This is a genomic window from Pseudomonas sp. D8002, from assembly GCF_013385695.1.
Taxonomy (GTDB): domain Bacteria; phylum Pseudomonadota; class Gammaproteobacteria; order Pseudomonadales; family Pseudomonadaceae; genus Aquipseudomonas.
In genome coordinates this window covers 110,949-132,905 of the sequence record NZ_JACAPM010000040.1, presented here as the reverse complement: position 1 = coordinate 132,905, position 21,957 = coordinate 110,949, and the positions used below count along the sequence as shown (strand labels likewise).

The 21,957-nt window shown below is 61.9% G+C and carries 21 protein-coding genes; 6 read left to right on the top strand and 15 right to left on the bottom strand.

The genetic code is table 11. The annotated features are described in order from the left end of the window. Positions 1-6 precede the first annotated feature (6 nt). A complete protein-coding gene (gene lnt / locus HX807_RS24190) occupies positions 7-1,530 on the top strand; it encodes an apolipoprotein N-acyltransferase (RefSeq protein WP_177051321.1) in 1,524 nt (507 codons plus the stop codon). Between the two features lie 123 nt (positions 1,531-1,653). Here lnt and HX807_RS24185 read toward each other — a convergent pair whose 3' ends face one another. Continuing rightward, the gene (locus HX807_RS24185; protein ID WP_008436576.1) at positions 1,654-2,415 is read right to left on the bottom strand and encodes a YdcF family protein; all 762 of its coding nucleotides are present in this window, start codon (positions 2,413-2,415) and stop codon (positions 1,654-1,656) included. Positions 2,416-2,518: 103 nt separating this feature from the next. Continuing rightward, the gene (locus tag HX807_RS24180) at positions 2,519-2,836 is read right to left on the bottom strand and encodes a hypothetical protein (RefSeq protein WP_008436575.1); all 318 of its coding nucleotides are present in this window, start codon (positions 2,834-2,836) and stop codon (positions 2,519-2,521) included. Positions 2,837-3,097: 261 nt separating this feature from the next. Between HX807_RS24180 and leuS the strand changes: the two genes are divergently transcribed. From leuS to HX807_RS24155, 5 genes are all read left to right on the top strand, one after another. Continuing rightward, entirely contained in the window at positions 3,098-5,704 is a 2,607-nt protein-coding gene (gene leuS, locus HX807_RS24175) for a leucine--tRNA ligase (protein ID WP_177051319.1), read from the top strand. A gap of 90 nt (positions 5,705-5,794) precedes the next feature. Continuing rightward, the gene (gene lptE / locus HX807_RS24170) at positions 5,795-6,400 is read left to right on the top strand and encodes an LPS assembly lipoprotein LptE (RefSeq protein ID WP_008436571.1); all 606 of its coding nucleotides are present in this window, start codon (positions 5,795-5,797) and stop codon (positions 6,398-6,400) included. A gap of 39 nt (positions 6,401-6,439) precedes the next feature. Continuing rightward, entirely contained in the window at positions 6,440-7,477 is a 1,038-nt protein-coding gene (gene holA / locus HX807_RS24165) for a DNA polymerase III subunit delta (protein ID WP_008436560.1), read from the top strand. 84 nt (positions 7,478-7,561) lie between these two features. Next, positions 7,562-7,726 (top strand): alternative ribosome rescue factor ArfA, encoded by a 165-nt coding sequence (gene arfA / locus HX807_RS24160; protein WP_003176285.1) that lies wholly within the window; start codon positions 7,562-7,564, stop codon positions 7,724-7,726. A 61-nt stretch (positions 7,727-7,787) separates the two neighbouring features. Beyond that, on the top strand, positions 7,788-9,113 hold the full coding sequence (locus HX807_RS24155) for a lytic murein transglycosylase (RefSeq protein WP_003215443.1): 1,326 nt from the start codon (positions 7,788-7,790) through the stop codon (positions 9,111-9,113). 133 nt (positions 9,114-9,246) lie between these two features. Here the strand turns inward: HX807_RS24155 and HX807_RS24150 are convergent, their stop codons facing one another. The 13 genes from HX807_RS24150 to HX807_RS24090 form a co-directional block, all read right to left on the bottom strand. Beyond that, complete coding sequence (locus HX807_RS24150; RefSeq protein ID WP_003215442.1) at positions 9,247-10,182, bottom strand: LD-carboxypeptidase; 936 nt, start codon at positions 10,180-10,182, stop codon at positions 9,247-9,249. 233 nt (positions 10,183-10,415) lie between these two features. Next, a complete protein-coding gene (gene lipA, locus HX807_RS24145; RefSeq protein ID WP_003215441.1) occupies positions 10,416-11,435 on the bottom strand; it encodes a lipoyl synthase in 1,020 nt (339 codons plus the stop codon). Positions 11,436-11,437: 2 nt separating this feature from the next. After that, positions 11,438-12,085: a lipoyl(octanoyl) transferase LipB gene (gene lipB, locus HX807_RS24140; RefSeq protein WP_177051317.1), complete on the bottom strand. Its 648-nt coding sequence runs from the start codon at positions 12,083-12,085 to the stop codon at positions 11,438-11,440. Further along, positions 12,085-12,360 (bottom strand): DUF493 domain-containing protein, encoded by a 276-nt coding sequence (locus HX807_RS24135; protein WP_003215438.1) that lies wholly within the window; start codon positions 12,358-12,360, stop codon positions 12,085-12,087. The genes lipB and HX807_RS24135 overlap by 1 nt, the downstream gene beginning before the upstream one ends. 84 nt (positions 12,361-12,444) lie before the next feature. Beyond that, positions 12,445-13,602 (bottom strand): D-alanyl-D-alanine carboxypeptidase family protein, encoded by a 1,158-nt coding sequence (locus HX807_RS24130; RefSeq protein ID WP_003215437.1) that lies wholly within the window; start codon positions 13,600-13,602, stop codon positions 12,445-12,447. A gap of 185 nt (positions 13,603-13,787) precedes the next feature. Next, on the bottom strand, positions 13,788-14,786 hold the full coding sequence (locus tag HX807_RS24125; protein ID WP_003215436.1) for a septal ring lytic transglycosylase RlpA family protein: 999 nt from the start codon (positions 14,784-14,786) through the stop codon (positions 13,788-13,790). Beyond that, positions 14,786-15,799, bottom strand: coding sequence for a lytic murein transglycosylase B (mltB, locus tag HX807_RS24120; RefSeq protein ID WP_177051315.1), 1,014 nt, complete (start codon positions 15,797-15,799; stop codon positions 14,786-14,788). The genes HX807_RS24125 and mltB overlap by 1 nt, the downstream gene beginning before the upstream one ends. A 17-nt stretch (positions 15,800-15,816) precedes the next feature. Beyond that, a complete protein-coding gene (gene rodA, locus HX807_RS24115; protein ID WP_050442794.1) occupies positions 15,817-16,920 on the bottom strand; it encodes a rod shape-determining protein RodA in 1,104 nt (367 codons plus the stop codon). 31 nt (positions 16,921-16,951) lie between these two features. Continuing rightward, positions 16,952-18,850, bottom strand: coding sequence for a penicillin-binding protein 2 (gene mrdA, locus HX807_RS24110; RefSeq protein WP_003215433.1), 1,899 nt, complete (start codon positions 18,848-18,850; stop codon positions 16,952-16,954). 15 nt (positions 18,851-18,865) lie between these two features. Next, positions 18,866-19,333 (bottom strand): 23S rRNA (pseudouridine(1915)-N(3))-methyltransferase RlmH, encoded by a 468-nt coding sequence (gene rlmH / locus HX807_RS24105; protein ID WP_003185785.1) that lies wholly within the window; start codon positions 19,331-19,333, stop codon positions 18,866-18,868. Positions 19,334-19,342: 9 nt separating this feature from the next. Continuing rightward, positions 19,343-19,837, bottom strand: coding sequence for a ribosome silencing factor (rsfS, locus tag HX807_RS24100; RefSeq protein ID WP_003215432.1), 495 nt, complete (start codon positions 19,835-19,837; stop codon positions 19,343-19,345). Positions 19,838-19,906: 69 nt separating this feature from the next. Further along, a complete protein-coding gene (gene nadD, locus HX807_RS24095) occupies positions 19,907-20,551 on the bottom strand; it encodes a nicotinate-nucleotide adenylyltransferase (protein ID WP_003215431.1) in 645 nt (214 codons plus the stop codon). Further along, the gene (locus HX807_RS24090) at positions 20,551-21,816 is read right to left on the bottom strand and encodes a glutamate-5-semialdehyde dehydrogenase (RefSeq protein ID WP_003215430.1); all 1,266 of its coding nucleotides are present in this window, start codon (positions 21,814-21,816) and stop codon (positions 20,551-20,553) included. The genes nadD and HX807_RS24090 overlap by 1 nt, the downstream gene beginning before the upstream one ends. Positions 21,817-21,957 lie beyond the last annotated feature (141 nt).

Here is a 21,957-nt window from a genome sequence, read left to right as displayed (position 1 = left end):
ACTGACATGCGCCGTATGATTGCACCCGGCTGGCCCGGTAACTTGCTGGCCGTGGTGGCCGGCGCCATCACCACCCTGGCGCTGGCGCCGTTCGACCTCTGGCCGTTTGCGCTGGTGGCGGCCGGGTTCTTTTATGCGGGATTGCGTGAACTGACACCGCGCCAGGCCTTGTGGCGCGGCTGGTGTTTCGGTTTCGGCCTGTTTGGCGCCGGTACCAGCTGGATCTACTACAGCATCCACCACTTCGGCGGCGCTTCGGTGCTGCTGGCGGGCATGCTGATGCTGGCGTTTACGGCGGCCATTGCCTGGTTCTTTGCCCTGCCCGCCTGGCTGTGGGCGCGCTGGCTGCGCCGCAACGAAGCGCCACTGGCCGATGCCCTGGCCTTCGCGGCCTTGTGGGTTGGCCAGGAAGCGTTTCGCGGCTGGTTCCTCACCGGTTTTCCCTGGCTCTATTCCGGTTACAGCCAGCTCGACGGTCCTCTCACCGGCCTCGCGCCGCTGGGCGGGTTGTGGCTGATATCCTTTGCCCTGGCGCTGACCGCCGCACTGATCTGCAACCTGCCGCGTCTGCTGGCGGCTAAGCGCAACCTGTTCATCGGTGCCGGCTTGCTGTTGTTGGTGGCGCCATGGGCCATCGGCCTGGCACTCAAGCATCATGCATGGACCACCCCCGCCGGCGCGCCGCTGACGGTGGCGGCTATCCAGGGCAACGTCGAACAAAGCATGAAGTGGGACCCCGAGCAGCTCAATGCGCAGCTCGCGCTGTACCGCGACATGAGCTTCAGCTCCAAGCCTGTCGACCTGCTGGTATGGCCGGAAACCGCCGTGCCGGTGCTCAAGGAATCCGTCGAGGGCTACCTGGGCATGATGGGCAAGTTCGCTGCCGACCGGCACACCGCGCTGATCACCGGTGTACCGATCCGCCAGGAAGTGCATCACCACAAGCGCTTCTTCAACGGCATCACGGTGGTGGGCGAAGGCGACGGCACCTACCTGAAGCAGAAGCTGGTGCCGTTTGGCGAGTACGTGCCACTGCAGGACATGTTGCGCGGCTTGATCGCGTTCTTTGACCTGCCGATGTCGGACTTCGCCCGCGGGCCGTCCGACCAGGCTTTGCTGCAAGCCAAGGGCTATCAGATTGCGCCGTTCATTTGCTATGAAGTGGTGTACCCGGAGTTCGCCGCCGGCCTGTCGGCCCGCAGCGATTTGTTGCTGACCATCAGCAACGACACCTGGTTCGGCCGCTCCATCGGCCCGCTGCAACATTTGCAGATGGCCCAGATGCGCGCCCTGGAAGCCGGGCGCTGGATGATCCGCGCCACCAACAACGGCGTCACTGGCCTGATCAACCCGTACGGGCAGATCACCGTGCAGATCCCGCAGTTTGAACGCGGGATTCTCTACGGCGAGGTCGTGCCGATGCACAACCTCACGCCTTACCTGGAATGGCGTTCGTGGCCGTTGATCATCCTGTGCCTTGGCCTGTTTGGCTGGGCGCTGTTAGCGGGCCGGATGTCCAAAACGGTTTAACAGAAATACTCGGACGACAATGTGGGAGCGGGCTTGCTCGCGAATGCGATCTGTCAGTTAAAGCACCAGTGACTGACACACTGCATTCGCGAGCAAGCCCGCTGCCACATTTGCCCGGCGGTATTACCTGTAAAACATCCGGTAACCCACCTGCCCCACCGCTTCATTCAGCAACTGCCCGCTCTGCCATACCGACTTGAACTCCGGCATCCAGCCCCCCAATGGCCGGGCATTGTCCAAACCAAGAAACCCCACTGGCGCCGGAACAACCGTGAACCCGGCCTTTTCGAAGCTCCAGCGCGAGCGCGGCATATGCCAGGCCTGAGTCACGACCACCACACGCTTGATCCCCTGCGGCAGCAGAATCTCGGCACTCATCTGCGCGTTTTCCCACGTGGTACGGCTGCGCTCTTCCTTCCAGCGCACGCTCACGCCAAAGTCATCCTGCATCGATACCGCCATCAACTCCGCCTCGCTGGGCGGTGTGCCGTAGTGCAAGCCGCCGGTGGTCAGCACCGGCAATCCCGAAGCCTTGGCCAGGCGGGCTGCATAGCGCTGGCGCTCAAGGCCGATACCCGTCGGCTGATCGGAGCCCCACGCCGGATCCCCGCGCTCACGCCCCGAGCCCAACACCACGATGGCATCAGCCCGCTGCGCCAGGGTCGCCCATTCATCACGGGCCAGAGGCGGCTCGGTCTCCAGGGCCTTTGCGCCCCATTGAACCGCCACCGGCAGGCTCATCAGCCACATCCCGCCAAATCCCAGGGCAAAGCACACGGCCGCAAGCCGCGGTCGGCTGCGACGAAACCACCAGGCAAGGGCCAGCAACAGCAACAGGATGCCGGGCGGCAACAACAATTGTTTAATGAAATAGCGAATAGGCATCGGGCATCTCCAAAGATGCCCGAAGCCTAAGGTGTAACGGGGTTAAGCGACAATCTTTACAGGAACAGACGCTGAGAAGGCTACAGATCACTAACGCGGTACTTCACTTGAAACGCACGGACCGGAGTTTTTCCGGGCTGCGACCGGCCGAAAAATCCTTGAGCCATACCACCTTGGCCGATCGCGAAAACTCCTGGGCTGGCGGGGAGGCCATGCCATGGGACGCGCGATGCTCATTCAACTCCAGATACACCCTGATCACGTCCAGCTCTGCCTGGCTCAAGCCACGCAGTTCCAACTCCAGAGGCCGTTCATCACACAATCGGCCTGCGGTTTTTGCTGCATCCAGTGCTCGACCCAAACGGTCGATCAGTCCTTCGTACACCTGCGGTTTCGTTAAAGTTCGCTGCGAATCAACCATCCCTCACCTCATTGAAGATAAGACTCACTCCCCACTAAACAGCGTAGTCCTGCTTGCCCTGCCTGCCTGGCGCCGCGACCAACGGCCTCGGCGGCGCAATCAGGGTTTCCCTCGATAGAGTGGGGTCATGTATGCTACGGCGCTTCCTGTAACTCCACTTCCCGCAGGGTTTGGGCACGGACGCGCCGCTTTTTGGTGTCGATCAACCTGAACGTTGCACCGAAGAGGATTAGGCCACCCCTATTCAGTTCAAAAGTAGCCATGCACGAACAATATCAGCCCCGTGAAATAGAAAATGCCGCCCAGTCGTTCTGGGATGAGCAAAAGTCCTTTGAAGTCAGTGAACAGCCAGGCAAGGAGACTTTCTATTGCCTATCGATGTTCCCTTACCCCAGCGGCAAGCTACACATGGGGCATGTGCGCAACTACACCATCGGCGACGTCATCTCCCGCTACCAGCGCATGCTGGGCAAGAACGTCCTGCAACCCATGGGTTGGGACGCCTTCGGCATGCCGGCGGAAAACGCCGCGATGAAGAACAACGTAGCGCCCGCCAAGTGGACCTACGAAAACATCGCCTACATGAAGACCCAACTGCGCAGCCTGGGCCTGGCGGTGGACTGGTCCCGCGAGGTGACCACCTGCAAGCCTGATTACTACCGCTGGGAACAATGGCTGTTCACTCGCCTGTTCGAAAAAGGCGTGATCTACAAGAAGAGCGGCACCGTGAACTGGGACCCGGTGGACCAGACCGTACTGGCCAACGAACAAGTGATCGACGGCCGCGGCTGGCGTTCCGGCGCGCTGATCGAAAAGCGCGAAATCCCGATGTACTACTTCAAGATCACCGCCTACGCGGATGAACTCCTGTCGAGCCTCGACGATTTGCCGGGCTGGCCCGAGCAGGTCAAGACCATGCAACGCAACTGGATCGGCAAGTCCCGTGGCATGGAAGTGCAGTTCCCCTACAACGTCGACTCCATCGGCGCAGAAGGTGTACTGAAAGTCTTCACCACCCGTCCGGACACCCTGATGGGCGCGACCTACGTCGCCGTGGCCGCCGAACACCCGCTGGCCACCCAGGCCGCACAGAACAACCCTGAGCTGCAGGCGTTCATCGCCGAATGCAAGGGCGGCAGCGTCGCCGAAGCCGACGTCGCCACCCAGGAGAAAAAAGGCCTGCCGACCTCGTTGTTCGTCGAGCACCCATTGACCGGCGAGAAGCTGCCGGTGTGGGTCGCCAACTACGTGCTGATGCACTACGGTGATGGCGCAGTAATGGCTGTGCCGGCCCACGACGAGCGCGATTTCGAATTCGCCGTCAAATACAACCTGCCGATCAAGTCCGTGGTGCGCACCAGTTCGGGCGACACCAACCCGGCTCCGTGGCAGGACGCGTACAACGAACACGGCACACTGATCAATTCCGGCGAGTTCGACGGCCTGGATTTCGAAGGCGCCTTCGACGCCATCGAAGTCGCGCTGATCAAGAAAAACCTCGGTGCCTCGCGCACCCAGTTCCGCCTGCGTGACTGGGGCATCAGCCGCCAGCGCTACTGGGGCTGCCCGATCCCGATCATCCACTGCGAAACCTGCGGTGACGTGCCGGTACCGGAGGACCAACTGCCGGTCGTATTGCCCGAAGACGTGGTGCCGGACGGTGCTGGCTCGCCATTGGCGCGCATGCCCGAATTCTACGAGTGCACCTGCCCGAGCTGCGGTGCCCCGGCCAAACGCGAAACCGACACCATGGACACCTTCGTGGAGTCTTCGTGGTACTACGCCCGCTACGCCTCGCCGCACTATGAAGGCGGCCTGGTGGAAAAATCCGCGGCCGACCACTGGCTGCCGGTAGACCAGTACATCGGCGGTATCGAACACGCCATCCTTCACCTGCTGTACGCGCGCTTCTTCCACAAGCTGATGCGTGATGAAGGCCTGGTGAGTTCCGACGAGCCGTTCAAGAACCTGCTGACCCAGGGCATGGTGATTGCCGAGACTTATTACCGCCGCGAAGCCAATGGCGCCTACACCTGGTTCAACCCGGCAGATGTCGAGCTGGAGCGTGACAGCAAGGCCAAGGTGATCAGCGCCAAGCTGAAATCCGACGGCCTGCCGGTGGAAATCGGCGGCACCGAGAAGATGGCCAAGTCGAAGAACAACGGCGTCGACCCACAGTCGATGATCGACCAGTTCGGCGCGGACACCTGCCGCCTGTTCATGATGTTCGCCTCGCCGCCTGACATGAGCGCGGAATGGTCGGACTCCGGCGTCGAAGGTTCGCATCGCTTCCTCAAGCGCGTCTGGCGCCTGGCGCACGCCCATGTCAGCCAAGGCTTGCCGGGCAAGCTGGACGTGGCGGCCCTGAGCGATGAGCAAAAAGTCATTCGCCGCAGCACCCACCTGGCCATCAAGCACGCCAGCCAGGACGTGGGCCAGCACCACAAATTCAACACCGCCATCGCCCAGGTGATGACGCTGATGAACGTGCTGGAGAAAGCGCCGCAGGCTACCGAACAGGACCGCGCACTGGTACAGGAAGGCCTGGAAACGGTCACCCTGCTGCTGGCGCCGATCACGCCACACATCAGCCACGAACTGTGGAACCAGTTGGGCCACAGCGGTGCCGTCATCGATGCCGGCTGGCCGGTACAGGATGAAAGCGCCCTGGTACAGGACACGCTGCAACTGGTGATTCAGGTCAACGGCAAGCTGCGTGGCCAGATCGACATGCCGGCCAGCGCCAGCCGTGAAGACGTCGAAGCCGCCGCCCGTATCAATGAGAACGTGCTGCGCTTCACCGAAGGCCTGACGATCCGCAAAGTGATCGTGGTGCCCGGCAAACTGGTCAATATCGTCGCTAGCTAATCGGATCGGGCGCCGAGGGAATAACCCTGGCGCCGAACAAAACCTCCAGGGCCTCGATAAGGCCCACATGGTTTCAAGGGGAGCATCAAAATGATCAAACGCAATCTGCTGGTTATGGGCCTTGCCGTGCTGCTGAGCGCTTGCGGCTTCCAGCTGCGCGGCACCGGCACCACCGAACTGGCGATCAAGGAACTGGACGTCACCGCCCGCAACTCCTACGGCGAGACCGTGCAACAGCTGCGCCAGGTCCTGGAAAACAGTGGCGTCAAAGTCTATTCAGGCGCGGCTTACAAACTGAACCTGGTGGATGAAAAAGAAGAGCAGCGCAGCCTCAGCTACGCCAGCGCCGGGCGTGCTTCGGACATTGAGCTGAGCACCACGCTCTTCTTCGAAATCCAGGGCCATGACCACCTGCCGCTGATGGGCGACAAGATCCAGATACAGAAAGTCGTGAGCCACGACGGCAACAACCTGGTGGGTTCGGACTCCGAAACCATCCAGGTGCGCAAGGAAATGCGTCGCGAACTGGTGCAGCGCATGGTCCTGCGCCTGCAACTGATCACGCCGGAGCAACTGGATAAGCTGCAGCAAACCGCGGATGCCAAGGCCAAGGCAGATGCCGATGCGCTGAAAGCTGCGCAAGAGTATGAAGACAGCCAACCTAAACAGTCGCCTGTCGAAGTTCCTGTCGAGTAAGCCAGACGGGGCGCCCCAGGCGCCCCGTTCGCCCTGCCTATGAAACTCGCCCCCGCCCAACTCGCCAAGCACCTGCAAGGCAGCCTTGCGCCCGTCTACATCGTCAGCGGTGATGACCCGCTGCTGTGCCAGGAGGCTGCGGACGCAATTCGCACCGCCGCCCGCCAACAGGGCTTCGATGAACGCCAGGTATTCAGCGCCGACGCCAGTTTCGACTGGGGTACGCTGCTGCAAGCCGGGGCGAGCATGTCGCTGTTCGCCGAAAAACGCCTGCTGGAACTGCGCCTGCCTTCGGGCAAGCCCGGCGACAAAGGCGCGGCGGCTTTGATGGAATACTGCGCACGCCCTGCCGAAGACACGCTGCTGCTGATCAGCCTGCCCAAGCTCGATGGCAGTGCGCAGAAAACCAAGTGGGGCAAGGCGCTGGTGGAAGGTGGCCAGACTCAGTTCATACAGATCTGGCCGGTGGACAGCAGCCAACTGCCGCAGTGGATTCGTCAGCGCCTGTCGCAATCAGGGCTGAGTGCCAGCCAGGATGCGGTGGAGCTGATCGCGGCGCGGGTGGAAGGCAACCTGTTGGCCGCCGCCCAGGAAATCGAAAAGCTCAAGCTGATGGCCGAGGGTGGCCAGATCACCGTCGAAACCGTGCAAGGCGCCGTGGCTGACAGCGCGCGCTTTGACGTATTTGGCCTGGTGGATGCGATCCTCAACGGCGAACCCGCCCACGCCCTGCGCATGCTCGAAGGGCTGCGCGGCGAAGGCGTCGAGCCGCCGGTGATTCTCTGGGCCCTGGCGCGAGAATTACGGCTGCTGGCCAATATTGCCCTGCAGTACAGCCAGGGCATCCCACTGGACAAGGCCTTCAGCCAGGCGCGGCCACCGGTATGGGACAAGCGCAAACCACTGATCAGCAAAGCCCTGCAACGGCACTCGGCGCAACGCTGGGCGCAATTGCTGCTGGAAGCCCAACGCATTGACGCGCAGATCAAGGGCCAGGCGGCTGGATCGCCGTGGATGAGCCTGAGTCGTTTGTCACTTTTGATGTCAGGACAGCGCTTGGCGCTGCCTGCTGAATAGTCCTACGTATCGCTGGGCTGGACAGAATCCAAACTTCGGCAGATGATTCGCACCGCATCATCAACCTGCCAGAGAGTACCCATCATGAGCAAAAAGCCATCCAAGCATGGCCCCAACAAGGCCAAATCCATCATCGCCCAGCCGTTGTTCCGCAGTCGCCAGGAACGAGCCGGCAAAGGCAAAGGCAGCTACCGCCGCGAAGCCTTCCAGTCTAATAGCTGGGAGGCTTCTTACTTTCTGGCTGCCTGAAGGCAAGCGCCCCTCCGGCATGATAAGGTCTGTACCTGATTCGTATTCCCTGGACCTGTGCATGCCCTCTAGTCTTTCCCGTCGTTGGCACCTTCGCCAACTGATCGCTGCCTCCAGCCTCATTCTGTTAGTCGCCTGCGCGGAAAAACCCACCGCTGCCGATGCCCAACCCCTGCCCCCGCTCCAGACTGCACCGGTAGCTGCGCCTGCCGTCGTTGCGCCACTGGTGGCAGACAATCTTGATATCCAGCCGACCCAGACCTTTGCCGAATGGCAGGCGGGGTTTCGCGTGGAAGCCTTGAAGGCCGGTATCACGCCGCAGGTTTTCGACACGGCCTTTGCCAATGTCGTACCCGACATGGCGGTGATCCGCGCCGACCGCAGCCAGCCGGAGTTCTCCCGCCCGGTATGGGAATACCTCGATGGCGCGCTGTCGCCGCTGCGGGTGCGCAATGGCCAGTCGCTGCTGGTGAAGTACGCCGACATTCTGCAACGCATTGAGGACCGTTACGGCGTCGACCGCCAGGCGCTGGTCTCGGTGTGGGGCATGGAGAGTAACTTCGGCCAGTTCCAGGGCAACAACTCGGTGATCCGCTCACTGGCGACCCTGGCCTATGAAGGCCGTCGCCCGGCCTTCGCCCAGGCGCAGCTGCTGGCGGCGCTGCAAATCATCCAGCATGGCGATATCGCCGCCGACCAGATGAAAGGCTCCTGGGCCGGGGCCATGGGCCAGACCCAGTTCATCCCGACCACCTATAACACCCACGCCGTAGACTTCGACGGTGACGGCCGCCGCGATATCTGGAACAGCCCGGCCGACGCCCTCGCCTCCACCGCGCACTACCTGCAAAGCTCCGGCTGGCAGAAAGGCCAGCCCTGGGGCTTCGAGGTGCAGCAACTACCGTTGAATTTTGATTACGCCCTGGCCGATGGCAGCGTACGCAAGACCGTTGGCGAGTGGCTGAAACTGGGAATCCAGGTGCCGCCGGGCGCCAGCGTGCCGGCCAACGTCGACCAGCTTTCCGCCGCCCTGTTGCTGCCGGCCGGCTATCGTGGCCCGGCGTTCCTGGTGCTGGATAACTTCCGCGCGATCCTCAAGTACAACAACTCGTCGTCCTACGCGTTGGCAGTTGGGTTGTTGTCGGAACGCTTCGGGGGCGGTGGCTTGATTCGTGGGAGCTGGCCGAAAGATGAGCTGCCGTTGACTCGCTCGCAGCGAATTGACTTGCAGACGGTGCTCAGTGCCAATGGTTACGACGCAGGCAACCCGGACGGGATCATCGGTGCGAATACCCGCAAGGCGATTCGTGCCGCGCAGCAGTCCCTGGGCTGGCCGGCGGATGGGTATCCGACGGTGAAGTTGCTGGAGTCGCTGCAAAGCCGATAGATCGGCGTATGGCTGCTACCGCATTCGCGAGCAAGCCCGCTCCCACATTTTGACCGTGCACTTCCTGAAGGAACGCGATCGAAATGTGGGAGCGGGCTTGCTCGCGAAGAGGCCTTTATCGGCGCTACAAAGTTCAGGCCTTAAACACCACATCCTGTTCCAACACCAACCGCTTCTCCCCCGCATCCAGCCGCACCCTGGCGCCCAACGGCAAGGTCAGGTTCGGGTTGCAGTGCCCGCTGCGCCAGCCGGATAGCACAGGAATGCACAACGGCCCGAAGGTCTGCTTCAGCAAGCGCTCAAGCGCAAGGCTATCAACCCCAGCCACATCCCCCACCACCACGCCCGCCACCTGGGCCAGCTTGCCCGCCAGGCGCAAATGGGTGAGCAACCGGTCAATGCGGTACAACGGCTCGTTCACATCTTCGATAAACAGAATGATGCCCTCGGCATCAATCTCGTAATCCGTGCCCATCACTGCTGCGATCATCGATAGATTGCCGCCCAGCAGCCGCCCACAGGCGATGCCTGGCTCGACGGTGGTCAGCGGGTAGGCCACAGGGTGAGCCAGCTGGCTACCGGCTTTCACTTGCCCACGCAGCATGCTGAACAGCGACGACTCGGTAGGCTGTTGCTTTTCACCTAACAGGTCAGCGTTGAACATCGGACCATGGAAGGTGACGAAACCGGCATACCGGTTGATCGCCAGGTGCAGGGCGGTGATATCGCTGTAGCCTACGAATGGCTTGGGGTTGGCCCGCAGCAGGTCAAAGTCCAGGCGGTCCAGCAGGCGTGGCGTGCCATAGCCGCCGCGCAGGCAGAAAATCGCGTCGATGGTCGAATCGGCGAACGCAGCGTGCAGGTCATCAAGGCGTACCTCATCACTGCCGGCCAGATAGCCATCACGCTGGCTCACGCCCGGAAAGATCCGCAGTGTGTAGCCCCGGGCGCGCATCCATTGCGTGGCCGTGTCGATATCCAGCTCGGCCGGCCCGGCAGGGGCAATCAGCCCGATCACGCCTTCGGCGCGCAGCGCAGGTACCGCACAAGTGGTCAATTGAGTCGTCATCCATGGTTCTCCTCGTGTGGATTGCCCAAGGCACTCTAAACAGCAATGGTTGCAAACAGAAGAGGAAGAGTCAGTAGCAAATGTGGGAGCGGGCCTGGGGGGGAGCGGGCTTGCTCGCGAAGACGGTCAGTCAGTCACCGGACAGGTCAACTGATCCAACGCATTCGCGAACAAGCCCGCTCCCACTCAAGCCGGCTCCCACATGGGTCCTGCAGTGTCCGGCGTTCCGCGTATCAGGACACCAGGCTGGCCTTGACCAGTTTCGCCTGCTCGTCGGCGTGGTACGAGGAACGTACCAGCGGGCCGGAAGCGACGTTCTTGAAGCCCATCTTGTAGCCTTCTTCGGCAAACCAGGCGAACACATCCGGGTGCACGAAACGCTGTACCGGCAAGTGGCTGCGGGACGGCTGCAGGTACTGGCCGAGGGTCAGCATGTCGATGTCGTGTTCGCGCATGCGCTTCATGACTTCGATGACTTCTTCGTCGGTTTCGCCCAGGCCCAGCATCAGGCCGGATTTGGTCGGAATGTGCGGCATCATCTGCTTGAATTTCTGCAGCAGGGTCAGCGACCACTGGTAGTCCGAACCCGGACGCGCAGCCTTGTACAGGCGCGGCACGGTTTCCAGGTTGTGGTTGAACACATCCGGCGGCTCGGCGGCAGTGATTTCCAGCGCCACGTCCATACGGCCACGGTAGTCCGGCACCAGGGTCTCGAGCATCACGTTCGGCGACAGCTTGCGGATCTCGCGGATGCAGTCGGCAAAGTGCTGGGCACCGCCGTCACGCAGGTCGTCACGGTCTACCGAGGTAATCACGACATACTTGAGTTTCAGGTCGGCGATGGCGATAGCCAGGCTTTCCGGCTCGTTGACGTCCAGTGGCTTCGGCCGGCCGTGGCCAACGTCGCAGAACGGGCAACGACGGGTGCAGATGTCACCCATGATCATGAAGGTCGCGGTGCCACCGGAGAAGCACTCGCCCAGGTTCGGGCAGGACGCCTCTTCGCACACGCTGTGCAGCTTGTGTTTGCGCAGCAGGGCCTTGATGCGGTCGACTTCCGGCGAAACCGGGATACGCACGCGAATCCAGTCAGGCTTTTTCGGCAGTTCGGTGGTCGGAATGATCTTCACCGGGATGCGTGCAACCTTCTCGGCGCCGCGCAGCTTGACGCCGGCTTCTACCTTGGCACGCGGGGCCGGACGCTCGGTAACATCCAGCGTCGGGATCATGGTTTGCACTGCATCAGTAGTCATAATCAGTCGATTCCGCCCGTTAGGGTCGTCTGCTCAGCATAGTCGAGGTGTTTGACGAGCTGCGCGCGCAGCCGGGCACTTACCTCGGCAAATTCTAGTGGTGTTGCGTGATCGCTCAACTGGGTCATCGCCAAACCGGCGTAGCCGCAGGGATTGATCCGTCGAAACGGCGCCAGGTCCATGTCCACATTCAAGGCCAGGCCATGAAAGGAACAACCGTGGCGAATCCGCAAGCCCAGGGAGGCGATTTTCGCGCCATTAACATAAACCCCCGGTGCATCCGGCTTGGCCGCGGCGGTCACACCGTAGCTGGCCAGCAGCTCGATCAGGCATGACTCCATGCGACTGACCAGCTCACGTACGCCAAAACCCAGCCTGCGCACGTCCAGCAACAGATAAGCCACCAATTGACCTGGGCCATGGTAAGTCACCTGCCCGCCGCGGTCGACCTGCACCACCGGGATTTCTCCCGGCAGCAGCAAATGCTCGGCCTTGCCGGCCTGGCCCTGGGTGAAAACCGGCGGGTGCTCCACCAGCCAGATTTCATCCGGGGCTTCGGTGCCGCGCTCGTTGGTGAACCGCTGCATGGCGTGCCACACCGGTTCGTAAGCCATTTGGCCGAGCTCGCGAAAGCCCAGGGTCTGTGACATCACAACACCATGTGCACGAAGCCGGTAGCCCGCAGTTCGCTGTTGATGTTGTACAGCTGGTCCTGGTCAGTCGCCACGATGTGCAACTGAATAGTGGTGTACTTGCCGTTGGTGCTTTGACGCTCATCCACACGGTCATGGTTGATCGTTGCGTGTTTCTTGACGATCTCGATGATCTTGTCCTTGTTGCCCACGCCCGTATCGCTGATCACCTTGACGGGATAGTCCACGTTTGGGAATTCGATCTTTGGCGCCTTTACTTCGGTATCGGTCATGGCGTAACGGCCTCGTAAGCGTAAGCCGTGGCGACGGGCATAACCCCGCGCCGGATCAGCGCGGGGTCATGCAGGTGCACACTATCAGTTGAACAAGCTGTAGAAGAATAGACGGATGCTATCCCACACGCGTCGGAAGATACCACCTTCGTCGACGGCGTCCAGAGCGATCAGATCGGCGCTGTGCACCACCTTGTCGTCCAGCTTCACTTCGACTTTACCAATCACATCGCCCTTGGCGATCGGTGCGACCAGTTGCGGGTTCATGGTCATGCTGGCCACCAGCTTCTTGAGCTGGCCTTTAGGCATGGTCAGGGTCAGGTCTTCAGCCAGGCCGGCCTTGACTTGATGGGTCGCGCCTTTCCACACAGGGGCCTGAGCCAGCTCGGTGCCTTTCTGGTAGAAGGTCTGGGTTTCGAAGAAACGGAAGCCATAGGTCAGCAGCTTTTGCGTCTCGGCCGCACGGGCCTGCTCGCTGTTGGTACCGAATACCACGGCAATCAGGCGCTGGCCGTCACGGACAGCGGACGACACCATGCAGTAGCCGGCTTCTTCGGTGTGGCCGGTTTTCAAGCCATCGACAGTCTTGTCACGCCACAGCAACAGGTTGCGGTTAGGCTGCTTGATGTTGTTCCAGAAGAACTCTTTCTGGGAGTAGATCGCGTAGTGCACCGGGTCGACACGAATGATCGCGCGAGCCAGGATCGCCATGTCGTGAGCCGACGAGTAGTGCTCAGGGTTCGGCAGGCCGGTCGGGTTCATGAAGTGGCTGTTGGTCATGCCCAGGTCGGCCACGGTTTTGTTCATCATGTCGGCGAACGCATCTTCGCTGCCGGCGATGTGCTCGGACAGGGCTACGCTGGCGTCGTTACCCGACTGGATGATGATGCCGTGCAGCAGGTCGCTGACGGTCACTTGCGAGCCGACCTTGATGAACATCCGCGAACCGCCGGTGCGCCAGGCGTTTTCGCTGACGGTCACCGGATCGTTTTCGCCGATCTGGCCGCGACGGATTTCCAGGGTCGCGATGTAGGCGGTCATCAGCTTGGTCAGGCTGGCTGGGGGCAGGCGCTGGTCACCGTTGTTCTCCACCAGCACGTTGCCGCTGGCGGCGTCCATCAGGACCCAGGCCTTGGCAGCCAGTTGCGGGGAAGCTGGCACCATTTCAACCGCCCAGGCGGCCGGGGTGATGATCAGCGAAAGAAGCAGGCACGTGCGTTTGGCTAAGGTGGTGATGTTCATCCGTCTCTCGAAATTGCTTATGGAAACTTGCCCTCGCGGGCAAAACTATTCAGACAGCCCGTCGCCAGACTGTCGCGTGTTCGGTTGCATGCCCACCCCTTGCCCCTGGGTTTTTATTGTTCAACGAGCCAACAACCAGGGCTCAAACCCGCATGCGAGCCTGAGCCATCAATCCTTTGTACTGCTTACTCGGCGGTGACCACGCTGGGTTGCCCCAGGTTGGCCAGGCGCACGCTGTTCTGCACTTGCGCAACTTCACTCGGCGAGCCGATCGGCCCCATGCGCACACGGTGCAGGGTCTGCTGGTTACGCACAATAGAGCTGATAAAGACTGGCGCGCTGACCATCCCGCTGAGCTTGGACCTTAGCAGCTCTGCCGCGTCCGGGTTGGCGAAAGCGCCGACTTGCAGGTACTGGCCGCCCACGGTAGAGGCTCCCGGTGCTGCATGCGGAATGACCACCGTGTCCGGGGCGTGCTGCGCCGGCGGCGGGGTCCACTGTTCGATCTTGCCGGCCGAGGCCGTGACTTGCGGTTGCGGGGTTTGCGGTTCGTTGAGCATCAACGGCGCCGGCTTGCCGCGCTGGGCCCAGTACTGGGCCGGGTCGATACCTTCGACCTTCACCCGGGCGGTGCCGATTTCGGCATACCCGAGTTTCTTGGCGGCGGCGTAGGACAAGTCGATGATCCGGTCCGAATAGAACGGCCCACGGTCATTGACCCGCAGGATTACCGAGCGGTTGTTGTCCAGGTTGGTCACGCGTACATAGCTGGGCAGCGGCAGGGTCTTGTGCGCCGCGCTCATGCCGTACAGGTCATAGACTTCGCCGTTGGCGGTGTTCTGGCCGTGGAACTTGGTCCCGTACCAGGACGCCGTACCTGATTGCACGTAGGTCTTGGAGTCTTGCAGCGGGAAGTAGTTTTTGCCCAGCACGGTATAGGGGTTGGCCTTGTAAGGGCCGGTGTGCAGGGTCGGCGTGGCATCCGGGATCTTCGAAACATCCACATCCCACCACGGCGCGCCGTCTTTGTGGGCGCGGTTGATATCCAGCCCCGGCTGGGAGCGGATCGCCGTGCCAGCGGTTTTTTGCACCGGTGCACGACTGGTGGAGCAACTGACCACCAATAACGACAATGCGGCGTACGCCAACAGCTTCAGGGGTTTGTACATCGGTGATACCGGCATTACTTGACGCCCCGTGCTTGGACCAGCATGTCTGACAGTTGATGCACGGCCATGGCGTACATCACGCTGCGGTTATAACGCGTGATTGCGTAGAAATTCTTCAGGCCCATCCAGTATTCGGGGCCATTTTCGCCTTCGAGGCGGAACGCCGTCACCGGCATATCATCGCGTGGCGCATTCTGACTCGACCAGCCCAGCGCCCGCAACTCCCCGACCGTCTTGACCGGCTCGATACCCTGGGTCAGGCCTTCATCGGCGCGCTCACCGGTCACATCGGCGCGAATCACCACCGGCTCGCCGGCTACCCAGCCGTGACGCTTGAAATAGCTGGCGACGCTGCCGATAGCGTCATCGGGGTTGCTCCAGATATTGATATGGCCGTCGCCGTCAAAATCCACGGCGTAGGCGCGAAAGCTGCTCGGCATGAACTGCGGCAAGCCCATGGCCCCGGCGTAGGAGCCCTTGAGGGTCAACGGGTCGACCTGCTCTTCACGGGCCAACAACAGGAACTCGCGCAGCTCTTTGCGGAAGAATTCGGCGCGTGGCGGGTAGTCAAAGCCCAGGGTCGACAAGGCGTCGATCACCCGGTAGCTGCCGGTGTTGCGGCCGTAGAAGGTTTCGATGCCGATGATTGCCACGATCACCTGGGCCGGTACGCCGTATTCCTGCTCGGCGCGGGCCAGCGCCGCTTCGTGCTGGCGCCAGAAGTCCACGCCCCGCGCCACGCGGGCGTCGGTCAGGAACATCGGGCGATATTCCTTCCACTGCTTCACGCGCTCGGCGGGCCGGGAGATGGCGTCGAGGATCGCCTGCTTGCGCTGGGCCTCGCGGAACACGCCCATCAGCTGTTCACCGGCGAAACCATAGTCACGGGTCATCTCACCGACAAACTCGGCGACCTGGGGCGAACCGTCGTAGTCGCCGGCCTGCGCTTCCTGCACAGCGGCTCCCAGCAGGCCCAACAGGCCCATCCAGGACACGTGCCGGGCAGCCCAGCCGCGCATTACTTGCATTGACATCTTCACCTTATTCAAACCTGTGCGATCCACTTACGATGGGTATGGATCGACATCAAAACCCCAAACGCTGACAGCAATGTCACCAGCGAAGTTCCGCCGTAGCTAATGAACGGCAACGGCACCCCAACCACCGGCAACAGGCCACTGACCATACCGATGTTGACGAAAACGTAAACAAAAAACGTCATGGTGAGGCTGCCGGCGAGCAATTTGCCAAACAGGGTTTGCGCCTGGGCAGTAATCACCAGGCCGCGCCCGATCAGCAGCAAGTAAATCAGCAACAGTGCGCAGATGCCCACCAGGCCGAACTCCTCGCCCATCACCGCGATAATGAAGTCGGTGTGGCTTTCCGGCAAAAAGTCCAGGTGCGACTGGGTGCCCAGCAGCCAGCCCTTGCCGAATACGCCGCCGGAACCGATGGCCGCCTTGGACTGGATGATGTTCCAGCCGGTGCCCAGCGGATCGCTCTCCGGGTCGAGGAACGTGAGGATTCGCTGCTTCTGGTAGTCGTGCATGAAGAAGAACCACATGGCCACGGCCACCGGCACGGCCGCGGCCAGCACGCTGAGGATCCAGCGCCAGCGCAGCCCCCCCATGAACAGCACGAACGCGCCGCCCGCCAGGATCAGCAGCGAGGTGCCGAGGTCGGGCTGGCGCACGATCAGGATAAACGGCACGCCGATCAATATCAGGCTGATGCCCACGTGCTTGAGCTGGGGCGGCAGTGTGCGTTTTGACAGGTACCAGGCGATGGTCGCCGGCATCAAAATCTTCATGAATTCCGACGGCTGGAAGCGAATCACCCCCGGGATGTTGATCCAGCGCGTCGCACCCATGGCGTTGTGGCCCATGACATCCACCACCACCAGCAGCAACACCCCGGCGACATACCCCAGCGGCACCCAGCGCGCCATGAAACGCGGCTCCAGCTGGGCGATCACCACCATCGACAACAGGCCCAGGCCAAACGACGACGCCTGTTTGATCAGCAAGTCCCAGTTCTTGCCACTGGCCGAATACAACACGAACAGGCTGCCGGCGGCCAGGGTCAGCAGCAGGATCAGCAACGGGCCATCAATGTGCATGCGCTGCAGCAAAGTGGCGCGGCGGCGCATCACATCCTCGCTGGAGAGGATGCGGTCAAAATTACTCTTCAAGGGCCGTAGCCTCCACACTGGATGGGGTGCCGCCATATTCGGGCTTGAGCTTGCCGTCTTCGGTCAACAGCCAGGCATCCATGATCTGACGCACCACGGGCGCTGCTACGCCGGAACCGGATTCACCGTTCTCGACCATCACCGCCACGACGATCTTCGGGTTGTCGGCCGGAGCAAAGCCGACGAACAAGGCGTGGTCACGGTGGCGTTCCTGAACCTTGGAGCGGTCGTATTTCTCGCCCTGCTTGATCGCGACCACCTGGGCCGTACCGCTCTTGCCGGCAATCCGGTATTGCGCACCGGCTGCCGCTTTACGAGCGGTACCCCGGGCGCCGTGCATCACTTGCTGCATGCCGTGGTTGACCTTGGTCCAGTCGGACGGGTCGCGCAGCACAATGTCGGGAATCGGGTTTTCGTCCACCGGGCGTTCGCCCTCGATGGTCTTGGCCAGGTGCGGGCGGTTCCACACCCCTTTGTTGGCCACCAGCGCGGTGGCCTGGGCCAGTTGCAGCGGCGTGGCCTGCATGTAGCCCTGGCCGATCCCCAGGATCAGGGTTTCGCCCGGGAACCAAGCCTGGCGCCGGGTCGCACGCTTCCACTCGCGGGACGGCATCAGGCCAGGGGATTCTTCGAACATGTCCAGGGAGACTTTCTGACCAAGGCCGAACTTGCCCATGTAGGCCGACAGCCGATCAATCCCCAGCTTGTGGGCCAGGTCATAGAAGTAGGTGTCGTTGGAACGCATGATCGCCGTATCCAGGTCCACATAGCCGTCGCCGGTGCGGTTCCAGTTACGGTATTTGTGATCGTAGTTGGGCAGCATGTAGTAGCCGGGGTCGAACACCCGGCTCGACGCCGTGACCACGCCCGAGTCCAGGCCGGCAATCGCTACCGCCGGCTTGATGGTCGAGCCCGGCGGATACAGGCCGCGCAATACGCGGTTGAACAGCGGCCGGTCGATGGAATCACGCAGCTCGGCGTAGGCCTTGAAGCTGATCCCGGTGACAAACAGGTTGGGGTCAAAACTTGGCTGGCTGACCATCGCCAGCACTTCGCCAGTGCTCGGATCCAGTGCCACCACGGCACCCCGACGCCCGCCCAGGGCCATCTCCGCCGCTTCCTGCAACTTGATGTCCAGGCTCAGCACGATGTCCTTGCCGGGCACCGGGTCGGTACGCTTGAGCACCCGCAGCACGCGGCCACGGGCGTTGGTCTCGACTTCCTCGTACCCCACCTGGCCGTGCAGTTCCGGCTCGTAGAAACGCTCGATGCCGGTCTTGCCGATATGGTGGGTGCCGCTGTAGTTGACCGGGTCGAGGGTCTTCAGCTCTTTCTCGTTGATCCGGCCCATGTAGCCGACCGAATGCGCAAAGTGCGCCCCTTGCGGGTAGTGGCGAACCAACTGCGCCACCACTTCCACACCCGGCAGACGGAACTGGTTCACCGCGATCCGGGCGATCTGCTCTTCGGTCAGCTCGAACAGGATCGGCACCGGCTCAAACGGCCGGCGCCCCTGTTTCATGCGCTTTTCGAAAATCACCCGGTCTTCCGGCGTCAGTTGCAGCACCTCGACGATCACATCAAGGATCTGCTGCCAGTCACCGGAGCGTTCGCGGGTCATGCTCAGGCTGAAGCTGGGCCGGTTATCCGCTACCACCACGCCATTGCGGTCGAAAATCAGCCCACGGGTCGGCGGAATCGGCTGCACGTGCACCCGGTTGTTTTCCGACAATGTGGAGTGATAGTCGTACTGGATCACCTGCAGGAAATACAGGCGCGCAATCAGCACCCCCAGCAATGCCACCACCAAAATCGCGCCAAACACCACCCGCGCGCGTACAAGACGTGCGTCTTTCTCGTGGTCCTTGATGCGGATCGGCTGGGTCATCAGGCAGGGCGCAGATTATTTGTGGTAAGGGTGCCCGGACAGAACTGTCCAGGCGCGATACAGCTGTTCACCGATCAGAATTCTTACCAGCGGGTGCGGCAGTGTCAGGGGCGACAGCGACCAGCGCTGGTCCGCCCGCGCGCACACTTCCGGCGCCAGCCCCTCGGGGCCGCCGACCATGAAGTTGACCGTGCGCGAATCCAGGCGCCAGCGATCCAGTTCCACCGCCAACTGCTCGGTGCTCCAGGGCTTGCCGTGCACTTCGAGGGTCACGATCCGCTCGTTGGGCCCGACCTTGGCCAGCATGGCTTCGCCTTCCTGACGGATAAAGCGGGCCACGTCGGCGTTCTTGCCCCGGGTATTGAGCGGTATTTCCACCAGTTCCAGCGCCAATTCGGATGGCAGGCGCTTGGCATATTCATGCCAGCCTTCTTCCACCCACTTGGGCATGCGTGAACCGACAGCGATCAGACGCAGGCGCACAGCCGTTCCTTATTCCTGGTCTTTGTTGAGCTTGTCGAAGTGCGCGTGGCCGACTTCAGGGCTGTGGTGCTTGCCATCGGCGGCACGGCTCTGCTCGGCGCCTTTCCACAGACGCTCCAGGTCGTAGAACTGACGGGCGTTGCTGGTCATCATGTGAACGATCACGTCGTCCATGTCCAGCAGTACCCAGTCGCTGTCGCCCTTGCCTTCTTCACCCAATGGCTTGACGCCCTGGGCTTTGACCGCTTCGCGAACCTTGTCCAGCATCGCGCCGATCTGGCGGTTGGAGGTACCGGTGGCGATGATCATGAAGTCGGTGATGCTCTGCTTGTCGCGCACGTCCAGGACCTGGATGTCCTGGGCCTTCACGTCTTCCAGGGCAGCCACGGCAACCTTCACCAGCTCTTCGCCGGCCAGCTCAGGGCCGGTGTGGGCTTCTACTGGCAGAGGAGCGCTCTTGAACGTGCCTTTGCGCTTAACTTTGCTTACGTCTTTGTTCGTCATATAAAACTCGTTTTGCTCGTATGTTCGGGCGCTCGCTGCACGACTGTTCGTGCGTTCAAGCGCGCCTTTTCAGTTCGACGCACGGTAAAGCCCGTGCGCATCGATGTAGGCCAGGACCGCGTCAGGCACCAGGAAACGTACCGACTTCCCGCTGGCCAGCAGTTGACGGATCTGGGTGGCAGACACCGCAAGCGGGGTTTGCCAGACGAATGCAATATTCCCGCTCGGCCCGGTCAGGGCCAAAGGGTCACTTACCGACCGCGCCGCCAGCAGGTTGCGCAAGGCATCCGGCGATTCTGCGTCGGCATCCGGGCGTTGCAGCACCAGGATGTGGCAATGCTGGAGCAACTCTTCCCAGCGATGCCAAGTGGGCAGGCCGCAAAACGCGTCCCAGCCCAAAAGTAGAAATAACTGGTCATCGGCGGCCAACTCGGCCCGCATCAGTTCCAGGGTGTCGACAGTGTAGGACGGTTTGTCGCGCTTGAGTTCGCGGTCGTCCACCACCAGCGGTGCAATGCCGGCCACAGCGAGGCGGACCATCTCCAGGCGCTGCTGCGCAGACACCTGCGGCGTATCGCGATGGGGCGGCCGGGCATTCGGTGCCAGGCGCAGTTCATCCAGCCCGAGGGCGTCCGCGACTTCCAGTGCACTGCGCAAATGGCCGATGTGCACGGGGTCGAAGGTGCCGCCGAGCAGCCCGATGCGTTTACCCATCAAGTGCGCACATGACCGTCACCGAACACCACGTACTTCTCGCTGGTCAGCCCTTCCAGGCCAACCGGGCCGCGTGCGTGGAGCTTGTCGGTGGAGATACCGATCTCCGCCCCCAGGCCGTACTCGAAGCCGTCGGCAAAGCGCGTCGAGGCGTTGACCATCACCGAAGCGGAATCCACTTCGTTGAGGAAACGCCGGGCATCACTGAAATGCTCGGTGACAATGGCGTCGGTGTGCTTGGAGCCGTATTGATTGATGTGTTCGATGGCCTGGTCCAGGTCGTCGACGATGCGGATCGACAGGATCGGCGCCGTGTATTCGGTGTACCAGTCCTGCTCGGTGGCCTCGATCACGTCGCTGCCGAGGATCGCCCGGGTACGCTCGCAACCACGCAGTTCAACGCCCTTGTCGCGGTAGATGGCAGCCAGCGGCGGCAGCACGCGATCGGCAATGCCGACGTGCACCAGCAGGGTTTCCATGGTGTTGCACGGGGCGTAGCGGTGAGTCTTGGCGTTGTCGGCGATGCGGATCGCCTTGTCGAGGTCAGCTGCGATGTCGATGAACACGTGGCAGACGCCATCCAGGTGCTTGATAACTGGCACCTTGGCATCACGGCTCACGCGTTCGATCAGGCTCTTGCCACCCCGTGGCACGATCACGTCGACGAACTCAGGCATGGTGATAAGCGCACCAACGGCAGCGCGGTCAGTGGTCTCGACCACCTGCACCACTTCGGCGGGCAGCTCGGCCACGGCCAAGCCCTGCTGAATGCACGCGGCGATGGCACGGTTGGAATTGATGGCCTCGGAACCGCCCCGCAGGATGGTGGCGTTGCCCGACTTGAGGCACAGGCTCGCGGCGTCGATGGTCACGTTCGGGCGCGACTCATAGATGATGCCGATCACGCCCAGGGGCACGCGCATCTTGCCGACTTGAATGCCGGAGGGCAGGTAGCGCATGTCGCGGATTTCACCGATGGGGTCAGGCAGCTTGGCCACCTGACGCAAGCCTTCGATCATGTCGTCGATCCGCGCCGGCGTCAGCGCCAGGCGATCCAGCAATGCAGGCTCCAGGCCATTGGCGCGACCGTTGGCCAAATCCTGTTCATTGGCTGCGCTCAGCTCGGAGCGCGAAGCATCCAGAGCGTCGGCGGCCGCCAGCAAGGCGCGGTTCTTCTGCGCAGTGCTCGCACGGGCGATCAACCGCGAGGCCTGACGGGCAGCGCGACCCAGGCGGGTCATGTAGTCAAGAACGGACTCAGTCATGGTCTGGTGGGGTCTTGGCAAAGAGGAAAGCGGCAGATTATAGCTGTGACGCCGTCCTACGGACAGCGGTGAGGGGCGGATGGTCGAAATGAACTGTAAAAACCCGACGTTCAGCGGGAATTAAGGCTGGAGTTGTTATCA

Bases quoted from the DNA above. Each gene is read 5' to 3' on its own strand.
- mltB (WP_177051315.1), bottom strand. From the start codon at position 15,799: ATGCAAGTAATGCGCGGCTGGGCTGCCCGGCACGTGTCCTGGATGGGC.
- HX807_RS24155 (WP_003215443.1), top strand. From the start codon at position 7,788: ATGCCCTCTAGTCTTTCCCGTCGTTGGCACCTTCGCCAACTGATCGCT.
- rodA (WP_050442794.1), bottom strand. From the start codon at position 16,920: ATGCGCCGCCGCGCCACTTTGCTGCAGCGCATGCACATTGATGGCCCG.
- HX807_RS24180 (WP_008436575.1), bottom strand. From the start codon at position 2,836: ATGGTTGATTCGCAGCGAACTTTAACGAAACCGCAGGTGTACGAAGGA.
- holA (WP_008436560.1), top strand. From the start codon at position 6,440: ATGAAACTCGCCCCCGCCCAACTCGCCAAGCACCTGCAAGGCAGCCTT.
- HX807_RS24125 (WP_003215436.1), bottom strand. From the start codon at position 14,786: ATGCCGGTATCACCGATGTACAAACCCCTGAAGCTGTTGGCGTACGCC.
- mrdA (WP_003215433.1), bottom strand. From the start codon at position 18,850: ATGACCCAGCCGATCCGCATCAAGGACCACGAGAAAGACGCACGTCTT.
- HX807_RS24185 (WP_008436576.1), bottom strand. From the start codon at position 2,415: ATGCCTATTCGCTATTTCATTAAACAATTGTTGTTGCCGCCCGGCATC.
- lptE (WP_008436571.1), top strand. From the start codon at position 5,795: ATGATCAAACGCAATCTGCTGGTTATGGGCCTTGCCGTGCTGCTGAGC.
- nadD (WP_003215431.1), bottom strand. From the start codon at position 20,551: ATGGGTAAACGCATCGGGCTGCTCGGCGGCACCTTCGACCCCGTGCAC.
- HX807_RS24150 (WP_003215442.1), bottom strand. From the start codon at position 10,182: ATGACGACTCAATTGACCACTTGTGCGGTACCTGCGCTGCGCGCCGAA.
- lipA (WP_003215441.1), bottom strand. From the start codon at position 11,435: ATGACTACTGATGCAGTGCAAACCATGATCCCGACGCTGGATGTTACC.
- HX807_RS24090 (WP_003215430.1), bottom strand. From the start codon at position 21,816: ATGACTGAGTCCGTTCTTGACTACATGACCCGCCTGGGTCGCGCTGCC.
- HX807_RS24130 (WP_003215437.1), bottom strand. From the start codon at position 13,602: ATGAACATCACCACCTTAGCCAAACGCACGTGCCTGCTTCTTTCGCTG.
- rsfS (WP_003215432.1), bottom strand. From the start codon at position 19,837: ATGACGAACAAAGACGTAAGCAAAGTTAAGCGCAAAGGCACGTTCAAG.
- leuS (WP_177051319.1), top strand. From the start codon at position 3,098: ATGCACGAACAATATCAGCCCCGTGAAATAGAAAATGCCGCCCAGTCG.
- HX807_RS24135 (WP_003215438.1), bottom strand. From the start codon at position 12,360: ATGACCGATACCGAAGTAAAGGCGCCAAAGATCGAATTCCCAAACGTG.
- arfA (WP_003176285.1), top strand. From the start codon at position 7,562: ATGAGCAAAAAGCCATCCAAGCATGGCCCCAACAAGGCCAAATCCATC.
- lnt (WP_177051321.1), top strand. From the start codon at position 7: ATGCGCCGTATGATTGCACCCGGCTGGCCCGGTAACTTGCTGGCCGTG.
- lipB (WP_177051317.1), bottom strand. From the start codon at position 12,085: ATGTCACAGACCCTGGGCTTTCGCGAGCTCGGCCAAATGGCTTACGAA.